We start from the raw sequence: 18,207 nt of genomic DNA, 5'->3' as shown, positions 1-18,207 counted from the left end.
GCATTATGCTGAAAAATCGATGGCAAGTCGTGCCAAAGCGATTTTTTCCTGTTCAATTGTTACTGTAATTTTGCGTGTTTTAATAGGTACTTCCATCACTAATGTATGTTCATCGTATGACGTTAAGTAGCCTTGGAATTCCTTCATGTCCTTAATGGGCTCATAGGTTTTCACATAAATAAATTTGCCAACGGCTTTTTTAAAATCAGTATCTTTTTTTAATGGACGTTCTGCACCTGGTGAAGATACCTCTAAATAATAATTTTGTGTAATAGGATCTTTTTCATCCAACAGTAAACAAAGTCGTTCACTAACTTGAGCACATTGGCCGATGTCAATTCCACCCTCAGGTGTATCTACATAAACACGTAAAAACCAGTTACGTCCTTCTTTCACAAACTCAACATTCACCAATTCAAGATTTAACTCTTCGACAATCGGTGTAGCAAGTTCTTCAATTAAAGATGGTACTTTGCTCATTGTTTCCTCCTGCATTTTCAATTTCAGGCGTAATAAAACAGAAATTCCACCAGTAATGTTGGTGAAATTTGACGGTCTTACCTGCTGTTAGTCTAAAAAATTTGTTTTGCTTCGGTATAACAACAGAAAAGAGCGGGAATGCCCCACTCTTTTGCTGGAAAACTATCAACAAATTATTACCATAAGGATAGCACAATTTACGTCACAATGCAAACTTCCTTATTTTAGACATTAGAAGAGCGATAACTGGTTTGCATCAGGCATACCTTCTAAACAACCTAATTGATCCATATACTCAATTAATGTTTTCGATACACGTCCACGTTGCTGTAAATCTTCTTTCGATAAGAACTCGCCATTTTCACGTGCAGCTACAATGGTTTTGGCAACGTTTGTGCCAAGCCCAGGAATCGCATCGAATGGCGGTATTAAAGAATTGCCATCAATAATAAACTCACTAGCCTGTGAACGATATAAGTCCACCTTTTGGAAGCTCATGCCACGCTCGCACATCTCCAGTGCAAGTTCCATTACTGTCAGTAAGTTTTTTTCTTTCGTTGACGCATCTAAGCCCTTCATGTTAATTTCATCGATTCTTGCACGAATCATTTGGGAACCTTGCGTCATCGCGATTAAATCAAAATCATCTGCCCTTACGGTAAAGTAGGCAGCATAATACAAGATTGGGAAATGCACTTTAAACCAAGCAATACGTACTGCCATTAAAACGTAGGCAGCGGCATGGGCTTTAGGGAACATATATTTAATCTTTTTACATGATTCGATATACCAACCAGGCACCTTATTTGCTAACATCTCTGCTTCAAATTCCTCTGATAAGCCCTTCCCTTTACGCACAGACTCCATAATTTTGAAGGCTAAAGATGGTTCAAGTCCTTGGTAGATTAAATACACCATAATGTCATCGCGACAGCCGATTACTTCTTTTAACACACATGTACCATTTTGTATTAGCTCCTGTGCATTACCAAGCCATACGTCTGTTCCGTGTGATAGACCAGAAATTTGCACTAGCTCCGAAAATGTTGATGGTTTCGTATCTTCTAGCATTTGGCGAACAAATCGTGTACCAAATTCCGGAATGCCTAGTGTTCCTGTCTTACACCCAATTTGCTTTTCTGTCACACCTAGCGATTCAGGTGAACTAAAAATTTTCATAACAACCGGATCATCGGTTGGAATTGTTTTCGGATCAATGCCAGATAAATCTTGTAACATACGAATAACAGTCGGATCATCGTGTCCAAGAATATCGAGTTTTAAAATATTGTCATGAATGGAGTGGAAATCAAAGTGTGTTGTTCGCCACTCCGAATCTTGTGCATCCGCTGGGAACTGCACTGGTGAGAAATCATAAATATCCATATAATCTGGTACAACGATAATCCCACCTGGATGTTGACCTGTTGTTCGTTTAACACCTGTACAACCCTGTACTAAACGGTCTACTTCAGCACCTCGGAAATGAAGATTATTGTCGCTCGCATAGCCTTTAACGTAACCATATGCTGTTTTCTCTGCAACAGTACCAATTGTTCCAGCACGGAACACATAATCTTCACCAAACAGTACTTTTGTATAGTTGTGGGCTTGTGGTTGGTATTCACCCGAGAAATTCAAATCGATATCAGGTACTTTATCTCCTTTAAAACCAAGGAAAGTTTCGAACGGAATATCTTGTCCGTCTTTTTTATAAGGTGTGCCACATTCCGTACAATCTTTGTTCGGTAGGTCATAGCCTGAGCTAACAGAACCGTCATTAAAAAACTCGGAATGCTTACAATTTGGACAAATATAATGCGGTGGTAATGGGTTTACCTCCGTAATTTCCATAAAGGTTGCCACTAATGAAGACCCAACCGAACCACGAGAACCTACTAAATAGCCATCAGCAAGTGACTTTTTCACAAGCTTTGCAGAAATTAAGTAAATTACACCGAATCCATGCCCTAAAATCGACTTTAGCTCTTTCTCGATACGAGCTTTAACGATTTCCGGTAACTCTTCACCATAGATACGATGGGCCATCTCATACGTTAAATTGGTTACTTCATCATCAGAACCTTCAATTTTAGGTGTATATAAATCATCCTTAATCGGCTTTACATCGTCAATCATAGCCGCAATTTTTTGCGTGTTGGTAACGACGATTTCTTTTGCAAGATCAGGACCTAAAAAATCAAACTCTTGCAACATCTCGTCCGTAGTTCGAAAATGAACCGCTGGCAGCTTAGATCTATTTAAAATATTGGCGCCACCTTGAGAACCAATCAGTATTTGTCTAAACATAGCATCGTTCGGATCTAGATAATGAACATTTCCTGTAGCGACTACAGGCTTATCCATCTTCTTGCCAAGTTTCACTAGCTTGCGAATAATATCCTCAATGGTCCATTCATCGCGCACGACATTACGTTCAATTAACGGTGCATATACAGCCTTCGGTTGCACTTCAATATAATCGTAAAACCTTGCGATTTGTTCGGCTTCCTCGGGTGATTTATTCATCATCGTCTCAAACAATTCACCATTACTACAGCCTGAACCCACTAACAGTCCTTGTCGGTATTGTTCCAACGTCGCACGTGTTACACGCGGGACACGATAGAAAGTCTTTGTATGCGAATGAGACACAAGCTTAAATAGATTTTTTAAACCGTCATTATTGACTGCTAAAATCGTACAATGCATCGGACGCGCTTTTTTATAGGCATCGCCACCGCCGATATGCTTATTAAAATCATCGTGATATTTAATGCCGAGTTCATCCGCTTCTTTTAATAGATGCAATAATAAATAACCTGTTGCTTCCGTATCATAAATGGCACGGTGATGTTGTGTTAATTCAATGCCGAATTTTTTACATAATGTATTTAAACGATGATTTTTCATCGTAGGATGGAGCAAACGGGCAAGTTCTAATGTATCAATAACTGGGTGAATGGTATTTTCCAAACCGTATTTTTTATAACCTGTATAGAGGAAGCCCATATCAAAAGAGGCATTGTGTGCCACGACGATAGCGTCCTCTATAAAGGCATGGAACTCATGAATCACTTGTTCCACTTCCGGCGCATTGCGAACCATCTCATCTGTGATGCCTGTCAGTTCGATCGTCGTTGCGGACAATGCATGATGTGGATTGGCAAAACTTTCGTATTTGTCAATCACATGTCCGCCTTTAATTTTTACTGCTGCAAGCTCTATGATGGTATCGTATGCAGTAGAAAGCCCTGTCGTTTCGACGTCAAACACCACATAGGTAGCATCATCTAATGCACGATGCTCAGAAGCATACGCAATCGGTACACCGTCATCGACTAAATTAGCTTCTAAACCGTAAATCACTTTTATGCCATGTTTTTTGCCCGCACTATAAGCCTCTGGAAACGACTGCACAACCGCATGATCTGTTATCGCAATCGCTGGATGACCCCATTTCGCCGCTTGAGCCACTAACCTATCTACTGGTGTAACTGCATCCATTTGACTCATCGGTGTGTGCAAATGGAGCTCTACTCGTTTTTCACCTTCTGGTGCCTTGTCTTGTCGTGTTTCTTTTTTTATTTCATTAATATCATTTGCCATCACAATTAAATCACGAATAAAAGTATCGGTTTGAACCGAGCCACGTACTTTCACCCACATACCCTTTTTCAAATGCTGCATCAATTCTGCATCGTCGTTATCCCGTGAGAACATTTTTACAACAATTGAATCTGTATAGTCGGTAATTTTAATTTGTAGAAGTGAGCGGCCACTTTTTAATTCTTTAATTTCGGTATCGAACACAAATCCTTCAATAATGACGCGGCGTTCTTCTTCGACTATGCGCTTAATTTCCATAATTTCATCGTCTTTAATTTGCATACCAAGCTGAAATGGACGATCACCAAGGGCCGCCAATGCTGGATTATCCTTTTTGTCCTGCTCACGTTTTTGGAAGTCTTGCATTGCTTGTTGAGCCATCGCTGCTTCTTCTAAACGTTTTTGCTCGATGAATGCTTCTTGGGCTTCACGCATTTCTTCTGTTTCCTCTTGCAGCATAAAATCAAAGGCGATATGTGGAAATCCAAATTGACTGTAGCTAAGAGCTAGCTTTTCCGCATATTTCGTTTTCAGCATCATCAGTTCCATTTCCTGCACGCAGGATAACGTAATTTTTTGCCCATTCCACATCGGTATTTGCGATACAAGGCAATTTTTTAAGGTTGGTGCCATATCGTCGATTTGCTCAACAATGGTTAACCAATACGCTTGAATCAGCTCTTCCGTAACATTTTTTTCAATTGTTTCAAAAGTTGTTTCGATTTGAGCTATAGCAGCGAATTTTTCAGCTAGATGTGTACGAAATAGTTGATATAACGGAAATGGAAGTATGCCACGTAATTTAATATTAAAATGCCAGAGTCTATTTTTTTTATGCACAGTAAGACGGGCTAATTCGCCTTCTTCAAAAAAGGACATATAAACATCTTCTGTTAACTCTAGTTGTTGCAAGAGCATTTGAAATCTTTGTCTTGCTTCTTGTTGCTGTTCCAATCAATGACACCTACTTTCACTTTAATGGGAAGAGGCAATCTAATCACCTCTTGCTCATTGTTATCTAGCAAATACGTTTTCAACTATGATGCAAAAAAATTCGCTCCCTTTCCACGGGCTATTCTAGCAAGCCTCACTTTGCTTTTATAGCAGTGAGATTTGCTTGGTTTCCCGTAGGCGTGTCGCGAATTCGTTTGCTTGTCCTCATTCATCTTCCAAAAGATGTTACTAGTAAGAACATCTATATCTTTTGGCTATTATGTTACCAAAGGATATTAATTTTTGCGGAAAAATTCATTTAAACGATCAATGACTTCTTCTTTTTTCCATTCAAATGTTTCGCCTGTTTGACGGAATTTCACTTCGACAACACCTTCTGTTGCCTTTTTACCGACTGTTACACGAACTGGTAAACCTATTAAATCTGCATCTGCAAACTTCACACCTGCACGTTCAGCACGATCATCTAATAGTACATCATAGCGATATGATTTTAATAAGCCATATAACTCATTTGCTAATGAAACTTGTGTTTCATCTTTCGTATTAACAGGGACAACATGAATGTCATACGGAGCGAGTTGTATTGGCCAAGTAAAACCATTTTCATCTTGGAAATGTTCAGCTACGGCAGCTAAAATACGTGACACTCCAATACCATAGCAACCCATAATAAACGGCTGAGCCTTTCCTTGCTCATCTAAAAATGTTCCATTCATTTTTTCAGAATAGGTAGTACCTAATTTGAAAATATGACCAACCTCGATACCTTCTGCAAATTTAATGATGCCTTGTCCATCAGGAGATGGGTCTCCTTCTTGAATAAAGCGAATATCTAAGTATTCATTGACAGCAAAATCTCGCTCTGGGTTAACATTTACTAAGTGGAAGCCGTCGTCATTGGCACCCGCTACCCCGTTACGAATTGATTTAATTGCATGATCTGCAACTACTTTGACGTCTACAGGTAATTTCACAGGGCCGATTGAACCTACGCCACAGCCTAGCAATTGACGAATAGCTGCTTCGTCAGCAAGTTCTACAGAACCAGCATCTAGCGCATTTTTTAGTTTAATATCGTTAATTTCGTGATCGCCACGAGCAAGCACTACCACTAATTCACCATCAACATTAAATACTAATGATTTAATAACATTTGAAGGTGCTACTTGTAAAAATACAGATACTTCTTCAATTGTTTTTTGATCTGGTGTTGCTACTTTCTCAAGATCTTTTAACGCTTCATTGGCTGGTTGATATTCTACAGTGACCTCTGCCATCTCAATGTTTGCCGCATAGTCCGATGTATCAGAGTAAGCAATTGTATCTTCCCCAATTTCAGAAAGCACCATAAATTCATGTGTACCTTTACCACCAATTGAACCAGCATCGGCAATAACTGCACGATAGTTTAAACCAAGACGCGAGAAAATATTAGAATATGCACGGTACATATCCTCATATGTTTCATCTAAGCTTTCCCGTGAAGCATGGAAAGAATAAGCATCTTTCATAATAAACTCTCTTCCTCGTAATAAGCCAAAACGAGGGCGTTTTTCATCGCGGAATTTTGTTTGAATTTGATAGAGTGTTAATGGTAGTTTTTTATATGATTTAATTTCATCACGAACTAAAGTCGTAATGACCTCTTCATGTGTTGGTCCTAAGGCAAAGTCACGATCATGACGATCTTTTAATCGCATTAGTTCTGGACCGTATTTTTCCCAACGGCCGGATTCTTGCCATAGTTCAGCAGATTGCAATGCAGGCATTAATAATTCGATAGAATTGATGGCTTCCATCTCTTCGCGAATAATATTTTCGATTTTTGTTAACACACGTTTTGCAAGCGGTAAATACGAATATACCCCACTTGTATTTTGACGAATAAACCCTGCACGTAATAATTGCTTATGTGATTTTACATCTGCATCAGCAGGTACTTCACGTAACGTTGGGATAAATGTTTTACTTTGCTTCATTCAGTGTTCCACCTTTTTAATAAATAAATTTATACTCTAATTAGCATAAACAAATTTAGCTTTGAACGCAATGTTTCAAAATAATTGCGCTCAAAGCTATTTTCCATTTTATTTTTACTTTAGCATAACCATATTTCTATTTTACGTTCTAATAGTTACGCATTATCTAAATATTGGAAACGCAAAAGTCGATTGTCATTACGTACTTGCTAGAAGAAGAAACGTTGGATATCGTTCCACGTCACCACTACCATTAATATCATCAGCAAGACGATACCTACAAAGTGCACCATACCTTCTTTTTGACGATCAATTGGTTTGCCTCTTAAAGCCTCAAAGCCAAAGAATAATAATCGGCCTCCATCTAATGCTGGAAGAGGTAATAAGTTCATAATACCAAGGTTGATACTTAGCATGGCAGCAAAATTGATTAAGGCAAAAATACCAAATGTCGCAACTTCTTCAGTTGTTTTATAAATCCCTACAGGTCCTGATAATGCATCAATAGTAAATTGTCCTGTAATAAGCATACCTAGTAATTCAAAGATTTTAACCGTCATATTATACGTTTCTTGAGCTCCGTATACTACTGCTTTTAATGGGTTATAAACACGCGGACTTTCATACTTTACACCAATTTGTCCAAGCTTTTCGCCGTTCTGCTCCACTGCTTTCACTGTCATATTGAGGTTTTCGATTTGTCCACCACGCTCAACCGTTACATTAATCTCTTGGTTAGGGCGATTCTGTACAATGGCAGCTAAATCTTGCCACTTTTCAACTGCTTGTCCATCAATCGAAGTCACCTTATCCCCTGCAAGCATTCCAGCTTGTGCTGCTGGATCATTTGCTACTACTTCTGTAATAATCGGCTCATATGTCGGTACACCGTTTAGTAAACCAATAAGCATATAGATGAAAAAGGCTAATATAAAGTTAAATAATGGTCCAGCAAAAATGGTCATCGCACGTTGCCCAACTGTTTTTGCGTTAAATTGACGATCATATGGCGCGATCACTGTTTCTCTGCCATTTTCTACAACAACACAATCTCTTGCAACACTGTAACGGACTAATTTTTCTTCCTCATCATAGCCTTCAATAAATAATTCTCGTTCTAAATCAGCACGTTCCACCTCTAAAAATAATAAATCTGGTAATTGTCTATTATTTTGATTGAAGATAATTTTTTTGGCGATATTATCTTCATCGACAATAAGCCCTACACGGTAGCCAGGCTGTAATTCAATACCATCCATATCTTCGCCTGCCATGCGGACATATCCACCGATTGGCAATAAACGGACTGTATAAATTGTTTCCCCATGCGTCTTGCCATAAATTTTCGGACCCATACCGATTGCAAATTCACGCACCATAATTCCTGCACGCTTTGCAAATAGGAAGTGACCAAGTTCATGGAAGAACACGAGCAAGCCAAATATTAAAATAAATGCAATGGCTGTTTGCATAATACCCCACCTTTAAAAGCGAATAGTTAACGAAAGCTTCCTGTCGTTATTTTACCATGTCTAACACTATTTTTCTTGTTTCTCTGTCCACATGTAAAATTGTTTGCAAATCTGGCACGAATACATTTTTGTGTGCCTGCATGACACGTTCAATTGTTTCATCAATTTCAAGGAACATTATTTTCCCTTGTAAAAATGCTGCTACTGCCGCTTCATTCGCAGCATTCATTGCCGTTAAAATGGTTCCTCCTGTACGCCCTGCTTCAAATGCTAATCGCAACGCTGGGTACCGTTCAAAATCCATTTCTTTAAAATGCAGTTGACCAATTTGCGCTAAATTAAGGCGTTGACCATTTTGAAGCGGCATACGGTCTGGATAGCTTAAAGCATACTGAATTGGTACACGCATGTCCGGCGTACCAAGCTGAGCAATTACGCTAGTATCATGATACTCAACTAGAGAGTGAATAATACTTTCTCTGTGTAAAAGTACATCAATTTTATCATAAGGCATATCAAATAAAACATGTGCTTCGATTACTTCAAGCCCTTTATTCATCATAGTAGCTGAATCTATCGTAATTTTTGCACCCATTGACCAGTTCGGATGATTAAGTGCATCTGCAACCGTGACATGTTTTAACTCCTCACGTGTTTTGTCGCGGAAACTTCCTCCAGAAGCAGTAATGATTAAACGCTCAATATTTTTCGGATTTTCGCCATTCATCGATTGGAAAATAGCCGAATGCTCACTATCCACTGGTAAAATTGTAGCATTGTATTTCTTTGCCTCTGCCATAACTAAATGACCTGCTGTGACAAGCGTTTCTTTATTGGCAATCGCAATCGTTTTGCCCATGCGAATAGCAGCTAGTGTCGATTCAAGTCCAACGCTACCAAGCACTGCATTCACGAGCACCGTCGAATCAGGATGTGTAGCAACCTCTACAAGCCCTTTTTCACCAAATGTAAAGTGTACTTGCGGGTAGTCTTTTGCGAGAATAAGTGCATCTTCCTCAAGCTGAACCGATACCAGTTCAGGCTTTAAAGTCTCTATCATTTCACGTGTTTTTTCTATGTTTTTTCCTGAAGAAAACGCTACAAGATGAAATGCATCACGTTGTTCTTTTAAAATATCATAGGTTTGCCAACCGATAGAACCAGTTGCACCCAATAAACTAATTTTTTTCACGACAAAACGTCCCCTTTTTCTATCTAAGCGATCAATTTCATAATTCGCATTTTCATCCATCATTCATCATTGCGTCCAGATTTTATTTCGTGCTTGCTCGACAAGCAACTGGCGGACGTCTTTTGTATTAAGTCGAGCTAATTACGGCTCGCTTTCCAAAGTGAAATCGTCCGCCTTGCGCCCATTAAAATATCTTTTCCTAAAACTATTGGCAACCGGCGCTTACTAACAAGGTCTTGCTATACTTAGCTACCAAATAAATGTAAAAAATGCAATAGTGGCACGACAAATAATAAACTATCAAAGCGGTCTAGAATCCCGCCATGTCCTGGTAAAATATTGCCTGAATCTTTTACGTCAAAATGGCGCTTGATAGCTGATTCCACTAAATCGCCCATCTGACCAATTATCGAAGCAAAAATCGTGATAACAATAAGTGAAACATAACCGTTAGCAAATGGATAAATCGCTTGCATAGCTATAGCAAAAATAACCGCTATAACAATCCCACCAACAAAGCCTTCAATCGTTTTTTTCGGCGATATTTCAGGCCAAAGCTTATTTTTACCTAGTTTTCTACCTACAAAATAGGCTCCTGAATCTGTTGTCCAAACAACAAGTAAACAATACACAACAAACTCAAGACCATAGTTTCGCGTTTCGATTAAATAATGGAAACCTAATCCTACATAAAACGCCCCAAGCAAAATAAAGCCAACTTCATCAAATGTAATTTTATTTTTTACTAGGACTACATAGATAAGTAACAGCATGACCAGTCCGTAAATAACCATTAGAACCGAAGAATAGCCTATTGCATGTACTACCTCATTTGCCCAATCTTTTGGTATGACAAGCATAATAAGCGTTAGCAAACCGATAATACCAGGTACTGAAAAAATCGAAATACCTTTCATCTTCAGTATTTCATAAAAGCCTACAACAGCCATTGCTAGTACAAGTAGTGTAAAGGGCACTTTTCCATAAATAACAAATGGAATAAACAGTGCCGCGGCAATGATTGCTGTGATGATTCGTTGTTTCAAGATGTTTCTTCTCCCTTCAACCCACCGTAACGGCGATTACGTTTTTGATAGTTTTCCACCGCTTCCAGAAAGTTTTCCTCGCTAAAATCTGGCCACAATGTATCTGTAAACCAAAATTCTGTATAGGCGAGCTGCCATAACATAAAGTTACTTAATCGCACTTCACCACTTGTACGAATGAGTAAGTCTGGCTCTGGTAGATGAGCTGTCATTAAATGAGCTGTCATACATTCCTCATTTATGTCTTGTATAGTTAATTGACCGTCCTGTACTTTTTGAAGCATCGTTTTCATGGCACTTACCATTTCTGAACGACTACCGTAATTTAAAGCAAAGTTTAAAATTAACCCTGTATTATGCTTCGTCTCTTCCATTGCCTCATACAATGCTTTTTGTGTATGTGCTGGCAAGAGTGTCGGATCTCCAATCATTTCAACTCGCACATTACGCTCCATCATTTCCGGTAAAAAAGATCCTAAAAATTCTACAGGTAGACGCATCAGAAAATCGACTTCAGGCTTTGGCCGTTTCCAATTTTCTGTAGAGAACGCATACACTGTTAATACTTTTATGCCAAGATCAGATGCAAATCTAGTTACCTTCCGTACCGTCTTCATACCTTCATGGTGCCCAGCAACACGTGGCATGGCACGTTTTTTAGCCCAACGTCCATTTCCGTCCATAATAATCGCTACATGGGCAGGAATCGGCTCGCTTTTCGCAAGGGCAACACGTTCCTCCAATGATAGTGTATCCATATTTACTTGTTTACCTAATAGCTTCTTAAACATGCTAACTCCCCCACTACAACTAATCGGACGTATACTAACCTATCATAACAAACAAAAGTGCCTTTTGTCTTTTTTTTCCCTCTAATTGACTATGTATGAACTAGCTTATTTTAGAACAACACACATCTCAAAGAAAAATCTTGTCTTGCTACATTCCGCAACTGCTAGTAAGCCAGAACAATGTAAATCATATACTACGTGTAAACGAGTTAACCATTACGGCTGTAAATAGCAGGTGAAAATTGTAACACCGATAAGAAATGAATACTTTTACAATAAAAGAGAAAAGACGTCCTGTTATGTATAGGACGCCTTCATCTCATCAAAAAGTTCCATCATAGAAATGCAAAGCGCCTGCTTACACTTCTAGAATTTCTTTTTCTTTTTCTTTCGCTACTTGGTCTACTTTCACGATGAACTCATCTGTTAATTTTTGAATATCGTCACCGTATCCACGTAAATCGTCTTCTGTGATTTCGCCTGCTTTTTCAAGCTTTTTAAGATCATCATTAGCATCACGACGAACATTACGTACTGCGATTTTTGCATCTTCAGCTTCTTTTTTCACTTGTTTTACAAGGTCTTTACGACGTTCTTCTGTTAACGCAGGAATCATTAAACGAATAACAGAACCATCATTTGTCGGTGTAATACCGATATCTGACTTCATAATCGCTTTTTCAATTTCACCTAAAATGGTTTTATCATAAGGTGTAATCACGAGTAAACGAGCTTCTGGTACTGAAACACCTGCAAGTTGATTGATTGGTGTTGGCGCACCATAGTACTCTACAGAAATACGGTCTAGTAGAGATGCGTTTGCACGGCCTGCTCGGATTGATGCTAATTCACGTGAAAAAGCAGCAATTGATTTGTTCATTTTTTCTTTCGCTTGGTCTAATACTTGTTTAGTCATTGTGCATTCCTCCTAACAACAGTTCCAATTTTCTCGCCCAGTACAGCACGTTTAATATTACCTTGTTCCGTAATTGAGAAAACAATTAACGGAATATCGTTATCCATACATAAAGTTGAAGCAGTTGAATCCATTACTTGTAACCCTTGCTGAATAACGTCTAAGTATGTGAGTGTATCATATTTGATAGCAGTAGTATCGACCTTTGGATCTGCAGAATAGACACCATCTACATTATTTTTCGCCATTAAAATCGCATCGGCGTCAATTTCCGCTGCACGTAATGCAGCTGTTGTATCTGTAGAGAAGAACGGGTTACCTGTACCTGCAGCAAAAATAACTACACGTTTTTTCTCTAAATGACGAACTGCTTTACGACGAATATATGGCTCTGCTACTTGTGTCATCACAATAGAAGATTGCACGCGTGTTTCGATACCTAATTTTTCAAGAGCATCTTGTAAAGCTAATGAATTCATAACCGTTGCTAGCATACCCATATAGTCAGCGGCTGCACGATCCATGCCCATTTCACTACCGATTTTCCCACGCCATATATTACCGCCACCTACAACTACAGCAACTTCTACATCAAGATCTACTACTTCTTTCACTTCTTCAGCAACAGACTTGATAATTTTTGGTGATAAACCGAAGCCAGCCTCTCCTGCTAACGCTTCACCACTTAGTTTAATAACTACTCGTTTATATTGTGGCACACTCATTGTAAACCTCCGTCAGACATTTATTTAAAACTTTTCTTTTCCTTTACCATTATAGTATATCTAACAATAATTGCTAGTTGTGAATAATGGTAATAGAAAATTCTATCCTTTTTTAGCTCATCTCGGAAAAATAGGGAACACGTTATGTTGTGTTCCCCATTTTTGTCTAGAAAATCTAGTTATTATTTGATTAGGATCAAATGCAAGCCAATCCATCAACTGAACTAGTCTACAAATTAGTTACCTTTAACTTGGTTCATTACTTCTTCAGCAAAGTTATCTTCGCGTTTTTCAATACCTTCACCAACAGCGTAGCGTACAAAACCAGTTACATTACCGCCAGTTGAAGCAACGAAGTCGCGAACTTTTTGATCTGAATTTTTAACGAATGATTGGTCAAGTAAGCATACGTCTTCGAAGTATTTACCAAGACGACCTTCAACCATTTTTGCAACGATGTTTTCTGGTTTACCTTCGTTAAGTGCTTGTTCAGTTAACACTTTACGCTCACGATCAACTTCTTCAGCAGAAACTTCTTCACGAGAAACGTAAGTTGGGTTAATTGCTGCGATATGCATAGCGATATCTTTAGCAGCAGAAGCATCTGTAGAACCTTCTAAAGATACTAATACACCAATACGGCCACCCATGTGTAGGTAAGAACCGAAAGCATCTGCATCCGTTTTTGTTTTTACTTCAAAACGACGAAGTGTAATTTTTTCACCGATAGTTGCTACAGCTGTTGAAATTTGGTCAGCGATTTTTACGCCTTCTGCATTTTCAAGCTCTACTGCAGCTTCTACTGATGCTGGTTTAGCAGCAAGTAATTGCTCAGCTAAAGAAGAAACTAATACTTGGAATTTATCGTTTTTCGCAACGAAGTCAGTTTCAGCGTTTACTTCAAGAATAATTGCTTCGTTACCTTTTTCTAAAATATAAGTTGTACCTTCTGCAGCGATACGGTCAGCTTTTTTAGCAGCTGAAGAAAGACCTTTTTCACGTAGGAAATCGATTGCAGCTTCTAAATCACCATCAGTTTGTACTAACGCTTTTTTACAATCCATCATACCAGCGCCAGTTTTTTCACGTAATTCTTTTACTAATTGTGCAGTAATGTTTGCCATTTAGTGTTGCCTCCTCAAATTGGTTAAACTATTTATAGTGGTAGGTTCTAAAAAAGGTGATAAGGGTTCTGAGCCACTTATCACCTTTTTGTAAACGTGAATTACTCAGCAGCAGCTTCAGTAGCTGGAGCTTCTTCTTCACCTTGTTTTGACTCGATTAAAGCGTCAGCCATTTTAGCAGTTAAAAGTTTAACAGCGCGAATAGCATCGTCATTAGCAGGGATAACATAGTCGATTTCATCTGGATCACAGTTAGTATCAACAATACCTACTAGAGGGATGTTTAATTTACGAGCTTCAGCAACAGCGATACGTTCTTTGCGTGGGTCAACCACGAACATAACGTCTGGAAGATCGTGCATATCACGGATACCGCCTAAGAATTTAACTAGACGTTCGTGTTCTTTTTTAAGTTGGATTACTTCTTTTTTAGGTAGAACTTCGAAAGTTCCTTCTTCTTCCATTTTTTCGATAGCTTTCATACGTGCAACACGTTTTTGGATTGTACCGAAGTTAGTAAGAGTACCACCTAACCAACGTTGGTTGATATAGTAGTTGCCTGAACGTTCAGCTTCGTCTTTGATCGCTTCTTGTGCTTGTTTTTTCGTACCAACGAAAAGAACTTTACCACCGTCTTGACCAACTTGACGCATGAAGTCATAAGCTTCCTCTAATTTTTTAACAGTTTTTTGTAAGTCGATGATGTAGATCCCGTTACGCTCAACGAAGATAAATTTCTTCATTTTTGGGTTCCAACGACGAGTTTGGTGACCGAAATGTACACCAGCTTCAAGTAATTGTTTCATAGAAATTACTGACATGTGAATTTCCTCCTAGAATGTTTGGTTTTTTTCCTCCGCATTTATCGCCTGCAACAAGCTACCCTAATCTTAGAGCACCACTTACTGCATCAAAATGCGTGTGTAGTAATAACACCATTTGCTACTATATCACAGCTTTATGGCATTCGCAACTGTTTTAGCTATGAAACTTCAATAAAAGCTCGATTTCTGTCTTTCCTTTTTGCAGCTTTTTCGCAATTTCTTCAGCCGTTTTTCCCTGCTCAGCCATTTGAACAATTTGTTGTTCCATCGTTAACGGCTTTGATTCTTCTTTTTGTAGACTATCAACCTTTGGCGCAGCCGTTTGCACAGCCGTCGTTCCTCCCTGTTGTTGACGAGAATATGCATTCGCTACGATATTTTTCGGCATTAAAATACGTGGCTCACTATTAACTGTCACTGCCTTCTTCTCACTATCGGTTTGTGACAAAGGCTGTCCTTGACTTTTAGGCACAGCTATTGGTTGTGCCTGTTGCCCAGTATCAGCTGTCATAGTAGATTTTGGTACCACTTGCAAAGCTTGAATTAGACGATTATTTTCATCCTTCATTTCAGCTAAATAGAGGCTAATCGTATCATCCATTTCTCGCATTAAGCGTTCCTGTTTTACTTCTAAATCTTTGAATTTTGCTAATTTCGTATTTAATATAATAATGAAATAAAATGATAGTAGCTGCAAAACAAAGAGAACAGCAATTAATATGGTTGTCATAGTAAACTCCTATCCACTAAAGTCCACGAAATTACCTTTGAACGGATGCTGCGCCTGTTTTTCTGGTTTTTCGTTATGGTTCTTTTTCTTTTTACGCGTTCCTTTTATATACTCGCCACCCGCTTCTTCCTCTTCGCTAATCTCCGTCATACCTTCTGAAGTATTTACAGCTTTTTGCTTGCGCTCTAATTCCTTTTTTAACGCTTCATTTGCATGTACTTGTTGAGCTAAAGTTTGTTGTTGTGCCTGATCTGCCATTTTACCCGCTTCAAACGTTTTTGGAATAGCTATTTGTAATTCGACACCTTTTAAACTCATTAAAATTCCTCCCTCAACAATCCGTTAGATACTAGACATTAATCATTTCATTCGACAATAGCTTTCGCAACTTAAATAATGCTTTTGAGTGAATTTGAGAAATACGTGATGTTGATAATTCGAGCATTTCACCTATTTCAGTTAGTGTCAACTCTTCTGTATAAAATAAACTCAGTACGAGCTGCTCTTTATCATTAAGCTTTTGTATATTTACCGCTAAATCATCGAGTAACTCCGATTTTATTACGACTTGCTCTGGAGTCTTTGTCGTATCATCACGGATTACAAATGACTTCCCTTCTGCTTCTTCCTGATCTTGTTGCTCATTGATGGAGAGTACATTTGAGAAGAAATGCTCCTGCACCGTTTGGTAAACCTCTTCCACAGGTAACTCCATATGCTGTGCAAGCTCCTCAGGCGTCGCATGGCGCATTAACTGTTGTTCTAATTGTTCAATTTTGGCATCCATCTTTTTGGCCTTTTCTCGTGCAGAACGAGGTAGCCAATCCTCTTTACGTAAGCCATCAATTATAGCGCCTCTCACCCTAAAAGAAGCATATGTATCAAACTTTAAGTCTCGATTTATATCAAATTTATTTAAAGCATCAAATAGACCTAGCATGCCTAAGCTTGTTAAATCGTCACGCGATACACTCTTAGGTAAACCTGCACCAATTCGCTGCACATGGTACGTCACAAGAGAAGTATATTTTTTTATTAATAAATCACCCGCATCAGGATCACGTTCATTCACCCATCGATTCCACAGCTTTTGTTCATCGTTTAGAATTGGTTGTGTCATAAAATCCACCTCTCTACTTTGCGCCTGTTTGCACGGACTTTTTGCGCTTTCCTCTCAAATGCTCCAAGGAATAGTTCTGTCGCTTTGTTAACTCTGTACGCTTGAAAAACTAAAAACATACACATGTCTATCAAAAAAAAGACTCACTTATCACATTTTGAGTATTGTGCTTACAATGACTGACAGATTTAGATACAAACCTATGCCATTCTTTCCTTTTATTATAACAACATTCGACTATAATTTCATATGATTCTCTAACACTATTCTATTATTAATAGCTGTTCTATTTTAGGCAGAAGAAAACTGCCTCCAATAATTAGTCGACAGCTAACATTAGAGGCAGTTTAAAGTGTTCTGGCTTATGCATTTACTTGTTGTTCATCTTCACGATGCATCATCGTTCGAACGGCTTGTGCAATATCTTCTGTGCTTTCATCTTGAAACTCAACCGTTGAATTAGTCGTAGCAGTTTCTTTCCCTGTCTCATCGACAACAGAATCACTGTTTTCTTCTAGTCCACTGTCATCTTGTGACAGGTCGGCAGTTGGTGTAAATAACACATACGCAATTAAAAACCTTACAATATACATAACAAAAAATACGATGATTGCTGTTACAAATGAACCGATGATAATACGTAATGGTGGATAGGGCTGTTGCAGTGTCATAAAGAAATAAAGGGAAAAGGCAATCAATGCCCCCCACAGGTTATAAAAAATAGAACCAAACATTATATTTCACTCACTCCTTGGTTAACCGTTCGAATATGTAATATCGACGTAGCAGGATTAAATTCAATTGTTCGACCGCTATTACCGCCCGTATTTTCGGCTACTAAAGGAATTCCATGACGTTTTAATTCAAACTTTACAGCCTCCACATTACGAGGGCCGATGCGCATGGAATCTTTGTCTGACGTAAATTGAAACATTTGCGCACCCCCCGCAATTTTTGCCTTCAGTTTAAATTTTTGAACACCCTCTAGCTTTAATAAATCAATCATAGCTGAAATGCCCGTATCTGCAAATTTCGCTACATTTATTGACTCTGCTCTACCTAAACTTGAATCTGGTAGCATGACATGTATTAAACCAGCTATTTTCTTTGACTCATCGTATAAAATAACACCTACACAAGAACCAAGTCCTGAAGTTCTAATCGTATTCGGAAATTTCGCTACATCCATTTGAGCAATTCCAACTTTTATAACTTGTCCATTATTATTGTTGTTAAGCATAG

16 protein-coding genes are annotated in these 18,207 nt (G+C 38.6%); all 16 read right to left on the bottom strand.

The window, feature by feature from the left end; translation table 11 throughout:
• Positions 1–3: 3 nt before the first annotated feature.
• On the bottom strand, positions 4–480 hold the full coding sequence (gene rimP, locus MKY08_RS04950) for a ribosome maturation factor RimP (protein ID WP_024361996.1): 477 nt from the start codon (positions 478–480) through the stop codon (positions 4–6).
• Positions 481–711: 231 nt separating this feature from the next.
• Positions 712–5,043 (bottom strand): PolC-type DNA polymerase III, encoded by a 4,332-nt coding sequence (locus tag MKY08_RS04945; protein ID WP_081327890.1) that lies wholly within the window; start codon positions 5,041–5,043, stop codon positions 712–714.
• A 275-nt stretch (positions 5,044–5,318) separates the two neighbouring features.
• On the bottom strand, positions 5,319–7,025 hold the full coding sequence (locus MKY08_RS04940; protein WP_069510094.1) for a proline--tRNA ligase: 1,707 nt from the start codon (positions 7,023–7,025) through the stop codon (positions 5,319–5,321).
• Positions 7,026–7,234: 209 nt separating this feature from the next.
• The gene (rseP, locus tag MKY08_RS04935; RefSeq protein WP_069510096.1) at positions 7,235–8,497 is read right to left on the bottom strand and encodes an RIP metalloprotease RseP; all 1,263 of its coding nucleotides are present in this window, start codon (positions 8,495–8,497) and stop codon (positions 7,235–7,237) included.
• A gap of 46 nt (positions 8,498–8,543) precedes the next feature.
• Positions 8,544–9,689 (bottom strand): 1-deoxy-D-xylulose-5-phosphate reductoisomerase, encoded by a 1,146-nt coding sequence (gene dxr, locus MKY08_RS04930; protein ID WP_069510769.1) that lies wholly within the window; start codon positions 9,687–9,689, stop codon positions 8,544–8,546.
• Positions 9,690–9,934: 245 nt separating this feature from the next.
• Positions 9,935–10,735, bottom strand: a complete 801-nt coding sequence (locus MKY08_RS04925; RefSeq protein WP_069510098.1) for a phosphatidate cytidylyltransferase — start codon at positions 10,733–10,735, stop codon at positions 9,935–9,937.
• On the bottom strand, positions 10,732–11,526 hold the full coding sequence (locus tag MKY08_RS04920; protein WP_069510100.1) for an isoprenyl transferase: 795 nt from the start codon (positions 11,524–11,526) through the stop codon (positions 10,732–10,734). Before MKY08_RS04920 ends, MKY08_RS04925 begins: the two co-directional genes overlap by 4 nt.
• A gap of 358 nt (positions 11,527–11,884) precedes the next feature.
• Entirely contained in the window at positions 11,885–12,442 is a 558-nt protein-coding gene (gene frr / locus MKY08_RS04915) for a ribosome recycling factor (RefSeq protein WP_069510102.1), read from the bottom strand.
• Positions 12,439–13,167 (bottom strand): UMP kinase, encoded by a 729-nt coding sequence (gene pyrH, locus MKY08_RS04910; protein WP_024362004.1) that lies wholly within the window; start codon positions 13,165–13,167, stop codon positions 12,439–12,441. The genes frr and pyrH overlap by 4 nt, the downstream gene beginning before the upstream one ends.
• Before the next feature lie 236 nt (positions 13,168–13,403).
• Positions 13,404–14,291, bottom strand: a complete 888-nt coding sequence (gene tsf, locus MKY08_RS04905; protein ID WP_069510104.1) for a translation elongation factor Ts — start codon at positions 14,289–14,291, stop codon at positions 13,404–13,406.
• A 101-nt stretch (positions 14,292–14,392) separates the two neighbouring features.
• Complete coding sequence (rpsB, locus tag MKY08_RS04900; RefSeq protein WP_024362006.1) at positions 14,393–15,112, bottom strand: 30S ribosomal protein S2; 720 nt, start codon at positions 15,110–15,112, stop codon at positions 14,393–14,395.
• A gap of 157 nt (positions 15,113–15,269) precedes the next feature.
• The gene (locus tag MKY08_RS04895; protein WP_069510106.1) at positions 15,270–15,845 is read right to left on the bottom strand and encodes a hypothetical protein; all 576 of its coding nucleotides are present in this window, start codon (positions 15,843–15,845) and stop codon (positions 15,270–15,272) included.
• Positions 15,846–15,854: 9 nt separating this feature from the next.
• Positions 15,855–16,163: a hypothetical protein gene (locus MKY08_RS04890; RefSeq protein WP_024362008.1), complete on the bottom strand. Its 309-nt coding sequence runs from the start codon at positions 16,161–16,163 to the stop codon at positions 15,855–15,857.
• 31 nt (positions 16,164–16,194) lie between these two features.
• The gene (locus tag MKY08_RS04885) at positions 16,195–16,965 is read right to left on the bottom strand and encodes a FliA/WhiG family RNA polymerase sigma factor (protein WP_069510108.1); all 771 of its coding nucleotides are present in this window, start codon (positions 16,963–16,965) and stop codon (positions 16,195–16,197) included.
• A gap of 362 nt (positions 16,966–17,327) precedes the next feature.
• Entirely contained in the window at positions 17,328–17,699 is a 372-nt protein-coding gene (locus tag MKY08_RS04880; RefSeq protein WP_069510110.1) for a hypothetical protein, read from the bottom strand.
• Positions 17,699–18,205 carry a chemotaxis protein CheD gene (locus MKY08_RS04875; RefSeq protein ID WP_069510111.1) on the bottom strand — a complete coding sequence of 169 codons (507 nt, stop codon included), beginning with the start codon at positions 18,203–18,205 and terminating at the stop codon, positions 17,699–17,701. Before MKY08_RS04875 ends, MKY08_RS04880 begins: the two co-directional genes overlap by 1 nt.
• Positions 18,206–18,207 lie beyond the last annotated feature (2 nt).

The organism is Lysinibacillus sp. FSL M8-0337 (genome assembly GCF_038593855.1).
Taxonomy (GTDB): Bacteria; Bacillota; Bacilli; order Bacillales_A; family Planococcaceae; genus Lysinibacillus; species Lysinibacillus sphaericus_D.
Note: the sequence above shows the minus strand (reverse complement) of the source record. Positions and strands in the feature narration are given on the sequence as shown.

What these genes read in the sequence shown, in the direction of transcription:
- rimP (WP_024361996.1), bottom strand. Translation starts at nt 480, where the DNA reads ATGAGCAAAGTACCATCTTTAATTGAAGAACTTGCTACACCGATTGTC.
- MKY08_RS04940 (WP_069510094.1), bottom strand. Translation starts at nt 7,025, where the DNA reads ATGAAGCAAAGTAAAACATTTATCCCAACGTTACGTGAAGTACCTGCT.
- rseP (WP_069510096.1), bottom strand. Translation starts at nt 8,497, where the DNA reads ATGCAAACAGCCATTGCATTTATTTTAATATTTGGCTTGCTCGTGTTC.
- MKY08_RS04920 (WP_069510100.1), bottom strand. Translation starts at nt 11,526, where the DNA reads ATGTTTAAGAAGCTATTAGGTAAACAAGTAAATATGGATACACTATCA.
- frr (WP_069510102.1), bottom strand. Translation starts at nt 12,442, where the DNA reads ATGACTAAACAAGTATTAGACCAAGCGAAAGAAAAAATGAACAAATCA.
- pyrH (WP_024362004.1), bottom strand. Translation starts at nt 13,167, where the DNA reads ATGAGTGTGCCACAATATAAACGAGTAGTTATTAAACTAAGTGGTGAA.
- tsf (WP_069510104.1), bottom strand. Translation starts at nt 14,291, where the DNA reads ATGGCAAACATTACTGCACAATTAGTAAAAGAATTACGTGAAAAAACT.
- rpsB (WP_024362006.1), bottom strand. Translation starts at nt 15,112, where the DNA reads ATGTCAGTAATTTCTATGAAACAATTACTTGAAGCTGGTGTACATTTC.
- MKY08_RS04895 (WP_069510106.1), bottom strand. Translation starts at nt 15,845, where the DNA reads ATGACAACCATATTAATTGCTGTTCTCTTTGTTTTGCAGCTACTATCA.
- MKY08_RS04890 (WP_024362008.1), bottom strand. Translation starts at nt 16,163, where the DNA reads ATGAGTTTAAAAGGTGTCGAATTACAAATAGCTATTCCAAAAACGTTT.
- MKY08_RS04885 (WP_069510108.1), bottom strand. Translation starts at nt 16,965, where the DNA reads ATGACACAACCAATTCTAAACGATGAACAAAAGCTGTGGAATCGATGG.
- MKY08_RS04880 (WP_069510110.1), bottom strand. Translation starts at nt 17,699, where the DNA reads ATGTTTGGTTCTATTTTTTATAACCTGTGGGGGGCATTGATTGCCTTT.
- MKY08_RS04875 (WP_069510111.1), bottom strand. Translation starts at nt 18,205, where the DNA reads ATGCTTAACAACAATAATAATGGACAAGTTATAAAAGTTGGAATTGCT.